Consider the following 12,721-nt stretch of genomic DNA (forward strand, 5'->3'; position numbering starts at 1 on the left):
TCCGAGACGGGGGAATGACGGATGCAGGACGAGAGGGCGGGGATGGCCCCGGATGAGCGCGCGCGCGCAAACGGCGCGACGCAGTTAGACGACAGGCAAGCGGAGCCCGACATCGCGCAGGGCCCCCTTGCCACCGAGACCCGGGACGGGACGGCGCAATCCGTGACCTCGGCCCGGACGGAGGGTGGTGCGGACACATACCAGGAGGCGCCTGTCCCCGCGCAAAAAGCCTCTGGCTCCCCACCCGCACCGCCCTCCACTCCCCGCTTTCACAAGCGGCTGGGGCCTGCCGACTACACCCGCACGCTTGGCGATATGAAACGGCGACTGCGGGCGAACCTTGCCTTCGTGGTGCTGATGACCTGCGCCACGAATATCCTCGTGTTGGCGGTGCCGATCTACCTGTTCCAGATCTCCGACCGGGTTTTCACCTCGCGGTCCACCGATACGCTGGTGATGCTGACGATCGTGATCGGCGGGGCGATCGTCGTGCAGACTCTGCTCGATGCGGTGCGCCGGCTGGTGCTGATGCGCTCGGCAGTGGATGTGGCCGCGCGGCTGGGCGCGCCGGTCCTGTCGGCGGCGGCGCAGGCATCGCTCCATTCCAACGGGCGCGAATATCAGGTGCTGGGCGATCTGGGCGCGCTGCGCAGCTTCCTGGTCTCGGGTACGCTGCTGTCCTTTCTCGATGTGCCCTTTGCGCCGATCTTCGTGCTCGCGGTCTTCCTGATCCATCCGCATCTGGGCACGATCGTGGTGGTCACGGCGCTCTTGCTGATGATTTTCGCCTGGATCAACCAGCGCATCACCTCGGACGGGTTCCGGCGCGCCAATATCGCGCAAACCAAGGCGAACCTTCACCTCGAGTCGATGTCGCGCAACAGCCAGATCATCAATGCGATGGCGATGATCCCCGAGGCGGTGGCGATCTGGGGGCGCGACACCGCCGCCTCGCTGCGCGCACAGACCGAGGCACAGGATCGCAACGTCTTCACCGCCTCGGCCTCGCGGATGTTTCGTCTGTTCACCCAGATCGGGATGCTCGGCTGGGGCGCCTATCTCGCGCTCGACGGGCAGCTCACGGGCGGCATGGTGATCGCGGCCTCGATCGTCGCGGGCCGGGCGCTGGCACCGATCGAAGGGGCGATCGAGGGCTGGAACTCGTTCCTGCTCGCACGCGGCGCCTATGACCGGGTGGGCCACCTGCTCGCCGGCGCGAAAAGCCGCAATGACAAACTACGACTGCCGAAGGTCGAGGGGCGGCTGGATGTGGAGCGGCTCCTGTATGTGCCGCAGGGCACGAAACATGTGGTACTCAACGCGCTGACTTTCTCGCTGGCCCCCGGTGATCAGCTCGCGATCATCGGCAATTCGGGCGCGGGCAAGACGACGCTGGGCAAGATGCTGGTGGGCTCGATCCTGCCGACCTCCGGCGCGGTGCGGCTCGACCTGATGGATATCCGCAACTGGGATCCGCGCCAGTTTGGCGAATGCATCGGCTACCTGCCGCAGGACGTGCAGCTTTTTCCCGGCACGATCAAGCAGAACATTGCCCGGATGCGCGAGGACGCAAGCGATGCCGAGATCCATCGTGCCGCAGCACTTGCCGATGTGCATGAGATGATCGCTTCGCTGCCGCAGGGCTACGAGACCGTGGTGGCCGCCGATGGCTCGCCGCTGTCTGGCGGACAGAAACAGCGGATCGGACTGGCGCGCGCCTTCTTTGGCGATCCGAAATTCGTGGTGCTCGACGAGCCGAATTCCAACCTCGACACGGCGGGCGATGCGGCGCTGGTGCGCGCGCTGGGTCATGCGAAGGCGAACGGGATCACGGTTGTCGTGGTCACGCAGAAACCCTCGCTGCTGAGTGCGGTGGACAAGATCATGCTGCTCGCCGACGGCAATATCGCGATGTTCGGCTGGCGCGATCAGATGCTGGCCGAGCTGGAGCGGCGCAAGCGCCCGCAGGCGGAACAGGTGCAACAGCGGCCCGGCGCCGCGCCCTTGCAAGGAGCCCCGGCATGAGCGTGCAACTGACCAATGATGGCGCGCCCGAATGGTTCGCCGAGGTGCCCCGTTCGATCCGCGGGCTGGTGCTGACGGGGCTCGCGATCTTCGCGCTGGCCTTCGGGGGGTTCGGCGTCTGGGCCTTCACCGCGCCACTGGCCGCGGCCGTGATGGCGCCCGGCTCCTTCGTGGCGACCGGCCGCAACAAGATGATCCAACACCTCGAGGGCGGGATCATCAAGGAGATCCATGTCTCCGAGGGCGATTTCGTCACCGCGGGCCAGCCGCTGATGCGGCTTGACGAGACCTCGGCGCTGGCCAATGAGCGCGCGCTGTTCCTGCGCCGCGCACGGCTGGAGGCAATGGAGGCGCGCATCCTGGCCGAATATGATGGCTGGCGGGCACTGGTCTTTCCCGACTGGCTGAGCGAGGCGCGCCGCGATCCCGAAATCGCCGCGATGATGGATTCGCAGCAACTCTCCTTCGACGTGACGAAGGCGCGGGTGCAAAGCGAACTGGACCTGCTTTCGCGCAACATCTCGGCGATGGAGAGCCGGGCCGATGGCTACCGCGCCCAGCTCGCCGCGACGCGGGCGCAACATGCGCTGCTGAGCGAGGATCACGAGAGCAAGGCCCAGCTTTTCGAAAGCGGGCTGATCCGGCGCACCGAGCTTAATGCGTTGCGCCGCGCGCTTGCGGATGCCGAGGGGCAGATCGGACGGCTTCAGGCAGAGGTCGCCGAGAGCGAGGAAATGCGCGCGAAATACGAGGCGCAGAAAACCCAGACGATCGAAACCCATCGCCAGGCCGCGCTGGATGAACTGGAAAGCGTACAGGCCGAACTCGACTCGGTACGCGAACAGGAGCGCAAGGCGAACTCGGTCCTCAAGCGCGTGGTGATCGACAGCCCCGTCTCGGGCACTGTGGTGCGGCTGAACTATTCGGGCGTCGGTGGCGTGGTCGAGGCGGGCAAGGTGATTGCCGAGATCCTGCCCTCGGAAGCGCCGCTGATCATCGAGACGATGATCGCGCGCACCGATATTGACGCGATCAAGGTCGGTCAGGAGGCCTCGGTGCGGCTCTCGGCGCTCAATCAGCGCACGACGCCGATCCTGACCGGCGAGGTCTATTACATCTCGGCCGATGCGATCGTGGAGCGTTCGGGCGATCAGCCACGCGAGGTCTATCTTGCCCGGATCCGCCTGCCCGCCTCGGAATTGCGCCGTGTTCCGGGCTTCGCGCCGATGCCCGGGATGCCGGTCGAGGTGATGATCCAGACCGCCTCGCGCAGCTTCGCGCAATATATCGCCAAGCCCGTGGTCGACTCGATGAATCGGGCTTTCCGGGAACATTGACAGGCGGGAATAGTCGGATTTCGCGAATTTCAGCGCCGGGAACCACCTTTCGGCGCCGAAATTCGGCGTTTATATTTTGTTATATTTATCAATATGATGAACGTTAAATTAGACCGCCTCTAAATTCCTGACAAAAATAATCGATCACAAAGGCGTAAAAATACCAGAGTTCATTTGTCAGAGATCAAATTCATCGCTATCTCCGGGATGTAGAGATCGGGAAATCAGAGTCGTTTCCGACACCGGAGTTGATGATCATGAAGGCCAGCGCTGAAAAGATCGAAACCTGCAAATGCGCCTACCCGCTTGGCCAGTGCCGGCGCGGGTTCAAGGGGACTCTGGTCTCGGTCTGCCCGCTCGCTGGCAAAGACGGCTATGATGCGGATGAACTGGAACTGCGCCTTCTGGAGCTCGGCTTCATCGAGGGCGCATCGGTTCACGTTCTGCATGAAGGGCCGTTCGGTCGCGACCCGATCGCCGTTCGCGTAAACGATACCACGGTCGCCTTGCGCCGCAGCGAAGCGATGGCCATCCTCGCGGAATGAGTTCGGCCCCCGCCATATCCCAGCCCCAAGCCAGCCAGCCCGATCCAGATGCCCAACCCATCGAGGTTGCGCTGGTCGGTGCGCCCAATTGCGGCAAGACGGCTCTGTTCAACGCGATGACCGGCGCGACTGCGAAGGTCGGGAACTATTCCGGCGTCACGGTCGAGCGCAAGGTGGGCATCGCGACAACGCCCGCGGGGCGCAAGTTCTCGGTCATCGACCTGCCAGGCACCCATTCCCTGCGCGCCCGTTCCCCCGATGAGGAGGTCACCCGCGACGTGCTGCTGGGTCAGCGCCCCGGCGAGCGCGTGCCCGACATGATCCTTGCCGTGGGCGATGCGACGAACCTGCGCGGCGCGTTGCGGCTGGTGTCGGAACTGAAGAAGGTCGGCCTACCGATCGTGATGATCCTCAACATGATCGACATCGCGCGCCATCGCGGACTTCAGATCGACCATGAGGCACTGAGCGACGAACTCGGGATCCCGGTGATCCCGGCAACGGCGGTGCGCAAGGGCGGGCTCGACGAACTTTGGCAGACTGTCGATCCGATGCTGGACGCCGGGCTGGCCGAGCCGCAGCCGAGCAGCTGGGCGGTGCCCAACACGCATGACATGCGCGTCGCGATGCGCGAGGCCGAACGGCTCGTGAATGCCCATGTGATCCGCCCGCCCGAGCCCGACACGGTCTCGGCCAAGATCGACCGGGTGGTGCTCAATCCCTTTGCCGGGCCGGTGATCCTGCTCGCGATCCTCTTCGTGATGTTCCAGGCGGTGTTTTCCTGGGCCGCGCCCTTCATGGATGCGATCGACGCGGGATTTACCTGGCTGGGCGGGATCGTCACCGCCGTGCTGCCCGAGGGGCTGGTGCAGAGCTTCCTCGCGGACGGGATCATCACCGGGATCGGCTCGGTGATCATCTTCCTGCCGCAGATCCTGTTTACCTTCCTCTTCATCCTGCTCTTGGAAGATTTCGGCTACATGGCACGCGCAGCCTTCCTGATGGATCGCATCATGGGGCGCGCGGGGCTGAACGGGCGGGCTTTCATCCCGCTGCTATCCAGCTTCGCCTGCGCGATCCCCGGCATCATGGCGGCGCGGGTGATCGACAACAAGCACGACCGATTGACGACGATCCTCGTGGCCCCCTTGATGACCTGTTCTGCCCGGATCCCGGTCTATACGCTGATCATCGCGGCCTTCATCCCGAACCGCACGGTTCTTGGCGGTCTGAGCCTGCAGGGGCTCGTGATGTTCGGGCTCTATGCGGCAGGCGTGTTCTCGGTGCTCGCGGTGGCTTTCGTCGCGCGCTACATCTTCGCCCGCGAGGAACGCCATGCGCCGCTGATGCTCGATCTGCCCGATTACAAGATGCCGATCCTGCGCAATATCGCGCTTGGCCTTTACCAGCGGGCGAAGATCTTCCTGCGCCGTGCAGGCACGGTGATCTTCTGGGCGACGGTGGTGATCTGGGTGCTTTCGACCTTCCCGCTGCCGCCCGAGGGCGCGACGGAACCGGCGATCAACTATTCCTTCGCCGCGATGATCGGCAAGTTCATCGCCCCCGTTCTGGCGCCCCTGGGCTTCAATTGGCAGATCGCGGTGGCACTGGTGCCCGGCATGGCCGCGCGCGAGGTGATGGTCGCGGGTCTCGCCACGGTTTATGCGGTCGGCGGCGAGAGCGGGCTGGTGCATCTGCTGGCCGATCAATGGAGCCTCGCGACCGCGCTTGCGGTGCTGGCCTGGTTCATCTTCGCGCCGCAATGCATCTCGACGCTCGCGGTGATCCGGCGCGAGGCGGGATCGGCGAAATGGATGTGGGTCGCGGTGGGTTACATGTTCGCGCTGGCCTATATCGCGGCCTTCCTGACCTACCGGATCGCTGTGGCCTTCGGCGCAGGCTGAGCCCCTGCGACCATTTGCGCCTCGACCTGCAACAAATCTGGCGCAGAGGTGAGGTGCGGTGAGGGCGCCCCCACCTTGAGTTTCCCGCCCGCTTCGCGATGATGCCCGAAATCACTCACGACAAAGAGAGCCCCGGATGATCAACCGCCGCCTCGTAGCCCTCGCGGGCTTCCTCGCCCTGCTCGTTCCGCAAATGGCCGCGGCCCATATCACCCAGACCGGCTCGGGCGGGTTCACCGCCGGGTTCGAGCATCCGCTCTCGGGCTATGACCATTTCCTCGCGATGTTCTCGGTCGGCCTTTGGGGCGCGCAGATGGGCGGACGGCGTGTCTGGTCGTTGCCGGTGACCTTCCCGATGATCATGGTCGTGGGGGGCGTCATCGGCATTCTCGGCCTGCCTCTGCCCGGGATCGAGATCGGCATCGCGCTCTCGATCATCGTGCTCGGCCTCGCGATCGCGGCGGCGTGGAAACCCGCCGAATGGGTGTCGCTGGCGATCATCGCGGTCTTTGCACTCTATCACGGCTATGCGCATGGGGCCGAACTGCCGATGGCCGCCGATCCGGCCGATTTCGCCATCGGCTTCGTGCTCGCGACCGGCATGATCCACGTGATCGGCGTCGGCGTGGGGCTGGTGCTGGAACCGATCCGGCACGGGCAGTTCTCGAAGCTGCTGGGCGTCTTCATCGCCGTCGTGGGCCTGGGTTTCCTTGCGCTGGCTCTGGGCTATCTGCAATCGCAACTCGGTTTCCTGCAAGGCGGGCTGTACCTCTTTGGCAAGTGATCTTTCACATCGCGAGACCACCACGCACGGCTGGCTGCGCCATCTGTGGGTTCTGGCCGGGCTGACCGGGCTGATCGTGCTGGCGCTGATCCCGCCCGCCCAACGCGGCGAGACCGGTGCCTGGCTGATCCGCGACGCGCTCGCGGTCGAGCGGCTCTTCCCGATCTTCGGCTTCGGCATCGCGCTGGCGCTGGTGCCGCTGAGGCGCGCGCAGATCGCGGCGCTTCTGTGGGTGATGGGCATGGGGCTGGGGCTCGCCTTCCGGATCGACCTGATGGCCGCGCTCCAGCAGATCCCCGGTGCGATCACCCATCACTTCCTGACCCTGCCGCTCACCGCGATCACCGTGGGCGCGACGCTGGCACTCGGGCGTGGGCCACGCCCGGTGCTGATCGTGCCGGCGGGTCTGATCCTCGGGATCTTCTACGCGCTTTCGGTAAAGCTGTCGGACCCGAGCTTCGGCGGCAAACCCTGGATCTTTCTTGCCGGGATGGGGCTTGCGATCTGGCTGATGGGCGCGGTCTGGCTGATCCTGCGCAGCTGGCAGGCGGGCTGGTTCGAGATCGCGGGCAGGATCATCGGTAGCTGGCTCGTGGCGATCGGGCTTCTCTACGGGGGCGTCGCGCTGATGGGCAACAAGCTCAAGCCCAAGACCGCAACCCCTGCCAATGCCGCTTCGGAAAACGCGCCTGCCGCACAGGCCGCCGTGCCCGGAGCCGATGAATTCCCCAGTTTCGGCACGCCTCCTCCAGCCGCCCCGCCCGGCCAGGAAAAACCGGATTTCCAGCCATGATCCGCCCTGTCCTGTTCGCCGCCCTTCTCGCGGCCACGCCGCTCACCTCGAACGCTCACCCCGAAGACGAGATCCTGATCCGCATGCTCGTCGGCATGGACAAGGGCCAGATCACCCATATCGGCGAGAGCTGGACCTTCGATCCCACCGTCTCCGACTGGCTGATCCAGACCTTCGACGCCAATGGCGACGGGCAGTTTTCGGGTGATGAGCTGGGCGCATTGCAGGACGCGGCGAAGCAGAACTCGGAAGGGTCCTATTTCTACACCCGAATCTGGAAAGGGGCCGAACAGCTTCCCGATCCGCAGATCTACGGCTTTCAGGCGACGGTAAAGGACGGTTCGGTGACGATGGCCTTCGCGCTGGCGCTGGCCGCACCGGAAGATCCCAACGCCCTGCGCATCGAGATGTACGACCCGGAGAATCTCACTGGGCTCGTCCCGGTGAAGGAAAACCCGGTGGTGATCCGGGGGCTGACCGATGGCGAGACCTGCGTGCCCGCGGTCGCGGTGAACAAGCCCGACGTGCATGGCGGGCCCGATGCGATCCCGATCGCGCTGACGATGGCCTGCAACGGCTGAGCGTGTTTCAGCTCGCCGCGACCCGCGCGCGCCAGAGCGTGAAGAGCCCCGCGCTCACCACCACCGCCGCACCGATCACCACGTTCATCTCCAGCGCCTCGTGGAACACGATCACACCAAGCGCCGAGGCGAAGACCAGTTGCAGATAGGCGAAGGGCTGGATCGCCGAGGCCTCGGCCACCTCGTAAGCCTTGATCAGCAGGAAATGCCCGGTCGCGGCGGTGAAGCACAAGATCCCCATCCAACCCCAGTCCGAGAGGATCATGTTTTCCCAGTGCCAGATGCCCACGGCGGTCACCACCACCGCCCCCACGACCCCGGTATAGAAGAACGAGACCGAGGCCGGATCGACCCGCCCCACATAGCGCGTCATCAGCGAGTAGAGCGCAAAGAGCAGCGCCGCCGCCAGCGGGATCAGCGCGTAGGGAGAGAAGACTCCAAAACCCGGCTGAAGGATGATCAGCACGCCGATGAAGCCCACGCCGATCGCGACCACCCGCCGCCAGCCGACTTTCTCGCCCAAGACGGGCCCCGACAGGGCCGCCACCAGCAACGGATAGCAGGCGAAGACCGCGTGGGAATGGACAAGCCCCAGATAGACGAAGGCCTGCACCATCACGATCACCTCGGTGATCAGCACGACCGAGCGGATCAGCTGCGCCCAAGGCAGGCTTGAGCGCGTGGCGCGTTTGATCCCTCCAGGACTGCGCGCGGCGATCACCAGAACGAACGCCGCGAAGAACCAGAACCGCACCATCAGCGCCATGTAGACGTTGTAGGTCTCGGCCAGGTGCCGCGAGATCCCGTCCTGCATCGCGAAGATGAAGGTCACCGCGACCATCAGCAGAATGCCCTTGCGGTTCGACTGCTCAACCATGTTTCACCCCGCGCGACATGTGCCTCTTGCGCCCGAAACCGGGCGAACGGCTGACCTCGAACCCGGCCTCTTCCAGCGACCGGCGCACGAAACCCGCCGCCGTATAGGTCGCGAATGTGCCGCCCGGAGCGGTATGCGCGCCGACCTGAGCCATCAGATCCGCGCCCCAAAGCTCGGGGTTCTTCGCGGGCGAAAACCCGTCGAGAAACCACGCGTCAGCTTTCGCCTCCCAAGCCGGGAGCAGCTCACGCGCGTCCCCCTCCAGGATCTCGACCGAAATCGGGCCCAGCTGAAACCGGCGCTGCCCAGCGGCCCATGCCTCGAGATACGGCCCCGCCACCGAAGCGACCTCGGGAAAAGCCTCGAGAGCACGGGCGATCTCCTCGGCCTGCATCGGATAGGCCTCGAAGGAGGTGAAGCGGATCGGGCACTCCTCCGGACAAGCCAGCCGCAGCGCCAGCAGGTTCAGCCCCGTCCCGAAGCCCAGCTCGGCCACGTGAAACCCGGGTCGCAGCCGCGCGGGCAGATCATTGCCCGCGAGAAAGACGTGGCGCGTCTCGGCCAAGCCTCCCGCGAGGCTGAAATAGGGATCGTCGAAACGACGCGAAACCGGCACGAGGCCGTCGCGCCAATCGAGATCGGCTTTGCTCTGGTCAGGGGCGGTCATCGGGGATAGTCCACAGTCTCTGGCCCAGCCTTGAAGCAGGAAGCGCGAAATGACAAGCGGCAGACCCGACATAACGGTGCGCGGCGGCGGCATCTTCGGCCTCGCCATCGCGTTTGCGGCGGCGCAGCGCGGCGCTGGCGTCCGGCTGATCGAGCGCACCCGCATCGGCGCGGGCAGCTCGGGCGGTCATGTCGGCGCGCTCGCCCCGCATGTGCCCGAGAACTGGAACCCGAAGAAACAGTTCCAGCTCGAAAGCCTGATGATGGCGGAAGCCTTCTGGTCCGAGGTGCAGCGCGTAGGCGGCAAGGATCCGGGCTATGCGCGGCTCGGCCGGATACAACCGCTGACGGATGAAGCGCAAATTGCGCGCGCCAAGGAACGCGCCGCAGGGGCCACCGAGCTCTGGAAAGGCTTCGCCACATGGCGCGTCACCGAGGCCGCCACCTTCGCGCCCTTCGTGCCGCCCTCCCCCACCGGGCTCGTGATCCATGACACGCTCTCGGCCCGCGCCAATCCCCGCGCGGCCGGGGCGGCGCTGGTCTCAGCGCTGGAGGCACTGGGCGCAGAGATCATCATCGGCGAGGCCGAGGAAATCGGCCCCGTAATCCACGCCACCGGCGCACCGGGCCTCGCCGAACTGAACGCCGCTTTCGGCAAGACCGTGGGCACCGGTGTGAAAGGACAATCTGCGCTTTTCCGATATGATGCGGGCGCGGTCCCTCAACTCTACGCCGAGAGCCTGCACATCATCCCCCATGCCGACGGCACCGTCGCGATCGGCTCTACCTCGGAGCGGGACTTCGACGCCCCCGACACGACCGACATCCAACTCGACTCGCTGATCGAGAAAGCCTGCACCCTCTGCCCGCCGCTCGCCGAGGCCCCGGTGATCGACCGCTGGGCCGGGGTGCGCCCGCGTGCCAAATCCCGCGCGCCGATGCTGGGGGAATGGCCCGACAGGCCGGGCCATTTCATCGCCAATGGCGGGTTCAAGATCGGCTTCGGCATGGCGCCGAAAGTGGCGCAGGTCATGGTCGATCTGGCGCTCGACGGGCATGACGCGATCCCCGAGGGGTTCCGCGTGGCGGATAACCTCTAAGGGGCGCTGCCCCTCGGCCTACGGCCTCACCCCGGGATATTTGCCGCAGTTGGAATGGAAAGACGCTGCCGCCTTCCAACTGCATGAAATATCCCGGGGGGCACGCTTCAGCGTGCGGGGGCAGCGCCCCCTGCGACGAGGCCAGCCCGCGCGACCTCCCTGTCCGTAATCCCGAAGCGCGGCGCGTATTTCTCTCGCGCGGCGATCAGGCGCGGATCGTCCGGGCGCAGGCCGAGCGTGCGGATGAACTCGACGCGGCTCTGGGTTTTCAGCTCGTCGCGCGAGATCGCGGTGCCCATCAGCCGGTCAATCACCTCGCCACCTGCGGTGACGTGAAACCATTTCGAGAAATCGCGGAAATGGTGCTGGTTGTGCAAGGTGGAGACATGGCGTTCGATCGCGGTCTTCTTCACCGTGACATGGGCGGTGGTGTGGAACCATTCATAGGCGAGGAAGGTCGCGGCGCCGCCGAGCGGGACAATGGCGACGGCGATGTCGAACGCATGAGGCAGGCCGAACAGCGACAGGATCGCCCAGAGCAGCGCGGTATTGCCCACCAGAACCGGCACGATCACCGAGAGCGGCGCAAAGAGCAGCGGCCAGCAGGTCGGGAATTCGTGATGGCCGTAATGCACGCGGTAGAGCCAGTTGAAGGCCCATTGCCGTTTCGGGGGCGCCATGTGGAAGATGTAGCGGTGCAGCCCGTATTCGTTGAGCATCTGCGCCGGGATGCCCAGAAGCGCCACGGCCCAGAGCCAGACGGGCCCTTGCGCGACCCACCACGCAGCCGCCGCGACGACCACGATCATCACCCAGATCGACAGATGAGACAGCATCAGCCGCATCCGCATCGCGAAACCTCCCAGAAATCTCCTCCGGGGATCAGCGTGACACGGCGCGGGCCGTGCTCAAAGCGTTTCGCGACGTCAGTCGGCCTTCTCTTCGGCCTCGGTCTCGCGCTCCACCGCCAGTTCGCCCTGCGAGGTATCGGCATCGGCGGTGTGCACCGCCCAGTCGCCCTCGCCCGCCGGGCGCGGCAGTTTGTCGGCCGGCCAGTCGCGGAAGATATTGGCCTTCGAGATAAAATGCGCGGTGATCGGCGCGGTGAGGAAGATGAACACCGTCACCATCAGCTCGTGCAACGTCAGGTGGCCTTGTTTCGCCGCGAACCAGACCATCGAGGCGATCAGGATCGAGCCCACGCCCAGCGTCGCGGCTTTGGTGGGCGCATGCAGGCGCGTCATCGGGTCGGGCAGTTTCACCAGACCGAAGCTGCCGACGAGGCCGAACACGCCGCCGATCACGAGCAGCGCGGAAATCACGATATCCCAGAACATATCCATCACGCCCTCACTCGATAATGTCGCCGCGCAGGATGAATTTCGCGAAGGCCACCGTCGCCACGAAACCGGTCATCGCGTAGAGGATCGAGGCCTCGAAGAAGAGCGCGGTGCCCTCCCAGATCCCGAACAGAACGATCATCGCGATCGCGTTCACCGCCATCGTGTCGAGCGCCAGAACCCGGTCTGTCACGCCGGGCGCTTTCACGACCCGGTAGAGATTGAACAGAAGCGCCAGCGAATAGCAGGCGATGGCGAAGATCAGGGCATAGGTGATCATTCGAAAATCTCCTTCAGGCGGGCCTCGTAGCGGGTCTTGATCTCGTCGCGCACCGCATCGGCATCGGGCGCGTGCAGGCAGTGCACCAGCAGCGAATGGCCGTCGGCGGCCAGTTCCGCCGTCAGCGTGCCGGGCGTCATGGTGATCGTGCCGGCCAGCACCGTGATCGCCTCGGGCTCGACGAGATCGAGCGGCACCGAGACCCAAGCCGGGTGCAGCTTGGAATTGGGCATGAAGAGCACGATCTTCGCCACGGTGATATTGGCGACGATGATGTCCCAGATCACCACGAGGATATATTCGAGGATCTTCACCGGATTACCGATGCGCGGACGCGCGGGCCAGTAAGGTGCGGTCAGCCACGGGATCACCAGCCCCACGAGGATCGCGAAGACCAGCGAGTTGAGCGTATAAGCATTGGCCAGAAGCAGCCAGACGATCGTGAGCGTCAGCGTCAGGTAGGGGTGCGGCAGGATCTTGCGGATCATC

The 12,721-nt window shown here is 65.2% G+C and carries 14 protein-coding genes; 8 read left to right on the plus strand and 6 right to left on the minus strand.

The annotated features are described in order from the left end of the window. The first annotated feature begins 315 nt into the window (after positions 1–315). From TP2_RS05855 to TP2_RS05885, 7 genes are all read left to right on the plus strand, one after another. Positions 316–2,025 (plus strand): type I secretion system permease/ATPase, encoded by a 1,710-nt coding sequence (locus TP2_RS05855; RefSeq protein ID WP_240473716.1) that lies wholly within the window; start codon positions 316–318, stop codon positions 2,023–2,025. After that, positions 2,022–3,362, plus strand: a complete 1,341-nt coding sequence (locus TP2_RS05860; protein WP_038074792.1) for an HlyD family type I secretion periplasmic adaptor subunit — start codon at positions 2,022–2,024, stop codon at positions 3,360–3,362. Before TP2_RS05855 ends, TP2_RS05860 begins: the two co-directional genes overlap by 4 nt. Positions 3,363–3,619: 257 nt before the next feature. Further along, positions 3,620–3,907, plus strand: coding sequence for a FeoA family protein (locus TP2_RS05865; RefSeq protein ID WP_084714085.1), 288 nt, complete (start codon positions 3,620–3,622; stop codon positions 3,905–3,907). Continuing rightward, a complete protein-coding gene (gene feoB, locus TP2_RS05870; RefSeq protein ID WP_084714004.1) occupies positions 3,904–5,811 on the plus strand; it encodes a ferrous iron transporter B in 1,908 nt (635 codons plus the stop codon). The genes TP2_RS05865 and feoB overlap by 4 nt, the downstream gene beginning before the upstream one ends. A gap of 136 nt (positions 5,812–5,947) precedes the next feature. Then, a complete protein-coding gene (locus TP2_RS05875; protein WP_051692257.1) occupies positions 5,948–6,595 on the plus strand; it encodes a HupE/UreJ family protein in 648 nt (215 codons plus the stop codon). Next, positions 6,585–7,388, plus strand: a complete 804-nt coding sequence (locus TP2_RS05880; RefSeq protein ID WP_038074795.1) for a hypothetical protein — start codon at positions 6,585–6,587, stop codon at positions 7,386–7,388. The genes TP2_RS05875 and TP2_RS05880 overlap by 11 nt, the downstream gene beginning before the upstream one ends. After that, positions 7,385–7,969: a DUF1007 family protein gene (locus TP2_RS05885; RefSeq protein WP_038074798.1), complete on the plus strand. Its 585-nt coding sequence runs from the start codon at positions 7,385–7,387 to the stop codon at positions 7,967–7,969. The genes TP2_RS05880 and TP2_RS05885 overlap by 4 nt, the downstream gene beginning before the upstream one ends. Positions 7,970–7,976: 7 nt before the next feature. Here TP2_RS05885 and TP2_RS05890 read toward each other — a convergent pair whose 3' ends face one another. Together TP2_RS05890 and mnmC2 are read right to left on the minus strand one after the other, a co-directional pair. Beyond that, entirely contained in the window at positions 7,977–8,846 is an 870-nt protein-coding gene (locus TP2_RS05890) for a DMT family transporter (protein WP_038074802.1), read from the minus strand. After that, positions 8,839–9,513, minus strand: a complete 675-nt coding sequence (gene mnmC2 / locus TP2_RS05895; protein WP_038074808.1) for a tRNA (5-methylaminomethyl-2-thiouridine)(34)-methyltransferase MnmC2 — start codon at positions 9,511–9,513, stop codon at positions 8,839–8,841. Before mnmC2 ends, TP2_RS05890 begins: the two co-directional genes overlap by 8 nt. A gap of 49 nt (positions 9,514–9,562) precedes the next feature. Between mnmC2 and TP2_RS05900 the strand changes: the two genes are divergently transcribed. Continuing rightward, a complete protein-coding gene (locus TP2_RS05900; RefSeq protein WP_038074814.1) occupies positions 9,563–10,612 on the plus strand; it encodes an NAD(P)/FAD-dependent oxidoreductase in 1,050 nt (349 codons plus the stop codon). Positions 10,613–10,719: 107 nt separating this feature from the next. Here the strand turns inward: TP2_RS05900 and TP2_RS05905 are convergent, their stop codons facing one another. From TP2_RS05905 to TP2_RS05920, 4 genes are all read right to left on the minus strand, one after another. After that, the gene (locus TP2_RS05905) at positions 10,720–11,448 is read right to left on the minus strand and encodes a sterol desaturase family protein (protein ID WP_240473717.1); all 729 of its coding nucleotides are present in this window, start codon (positions 11,446–11,448) and stop codon (positions 10,720–10,722) included. 90 nt (positions 11,449–11,538) lie between these two features. Further along, on the minus strand, positions 11,539–11,949 hold the full coding sequence (locus TP2_RS05910; protein WP_051692359.1) for a Na+/H+ antiporter subunit G: 411 nt from the start codon (positions 11,947–11,949) through the stop codon (positions 11,539–11,541). A gap of 13 nt (positions 11,950–11,962) precedes the next feature. Continuing rightward, a complete protein-coding gene (locus tag TP2_RS05915; RefSeq protein ID WP_038074819.1) occupies positions 11,963–12,232 on the minus strand; it encodes a K+/H+ antiporter subunit F in 270 nt (89 codons plus the stop codon). Continuing rightward, a complete protein-coding gene (locus TP2_RS05920) occupies positions 12,229–12,720 on the minus strand; it encodes a Na+/H+ antiporter subunit E (RefSeq protein WP_038074822.1) in 492 nt (163 codons plus the stop codon). Before TP2_RS05920 ends, TP2_RS05915 begins: the two co-directional genes overlap by 4 nt. Position 12,721 lies beyond the last annotated feature (1 nt).

The sequence above is a fragment of the Thioclava pacifica DSM 10166 genome, from assembly GCF_000714535.1.
Lineage (GTDB): Bacteria > Pseudomonadota > Alphaproteobacteria > Rhodobacterales > Rhodobacteraceae > Thioclava > Thioclava pacifica.

Coding starts and splice junctions, on each gene's coding strand:
- TP2_RS05890 (WP_038074802.1), bottom strand. CDS start 8,846: ATGGTTGAGCAGTCGAACCGCAAGGGCATTCTGCTGATGGTCGCGGTG.
- TP2_RS05910 (WP_051692359.1), bottom strand. CDS start 11,949: ATGTTCTGGGATATCGTGATTTCCGCGCTGCTCGTGATCGGCGGCGTG.
- TP2_RS05875 (WP_051692257.1), top strand. CDS start 5,948: ATGATCAACCGCCGCCTCGTAGCCCTCGCGGGCTTCCTCGCCCTGCTC.
- TP2_RS05905 (WP_240473717.1), bottom strand. CDS start 11,448: ATGCTGTCTCATCTGTCGATCTGGGTGATGATCGTGGTCGTCGCGGCG.
- TP2_RS05865 (WP_084714085.1), top strand. CDS start 3,620: ATGAAGGCCAGCGCTGAAAAGATCGAAACCTGCAAATGCGCCTACCCG.
- TP2_RS05855 (WP_240473716.1), top strand. CDS start 316: ATGAAACGGCGACTGCGGGCGAACCTTGCCTTCGTGGTGCTGATGACC.
- feoB (WP_084714004.1), top strand. CDS start 3,904: ATGAGTTCGGCCCCCGCCATATCCCAGCCCCAAGCCAGCCAGCCCGAT.
- TP2_RS05915 (WP_038074819.1), bottom strand. CDS start 12,232: ATGATCACCTATGCCCTGATCTTCGCCATCGCCTGCTATTCGCTGGCG.
- TP2_RS05920 (WP_038074822.1), bottom strand. CDS start 12,720: ATGATCCGCAAGATCCTGCCGCACCCCTACCTGACGCTGACGCTCACG.
- TP2_RS05900 (WP_038074814.1), top strand. CDS start 9,563: ATGACAAGCGGCAGACCCGACATAACGGTGCGCGGCGGCGGCATCTTC.
- TP2_RS05885 (WP_038074798.1), top strand. CDS start 7,385: ATGATCCGCCCTGTCCTGTTCGCCGCCCTTCTCGCGGCCACGCCGCTC.
- mnmC2 (WP_038074808.1), bottom strand. CDS start 9,513: ATGACCGCCCCTGACCAGAGCAAAGCCGATCTCGATTGGCGCGACGGC.
- TP2_RS05860 (WP_038074792.1), top strand. CDS start 2,022: ATGAGCGTGCAACTGACCAATGATGGCGCGCCCGAATGGTTCGCCGAG.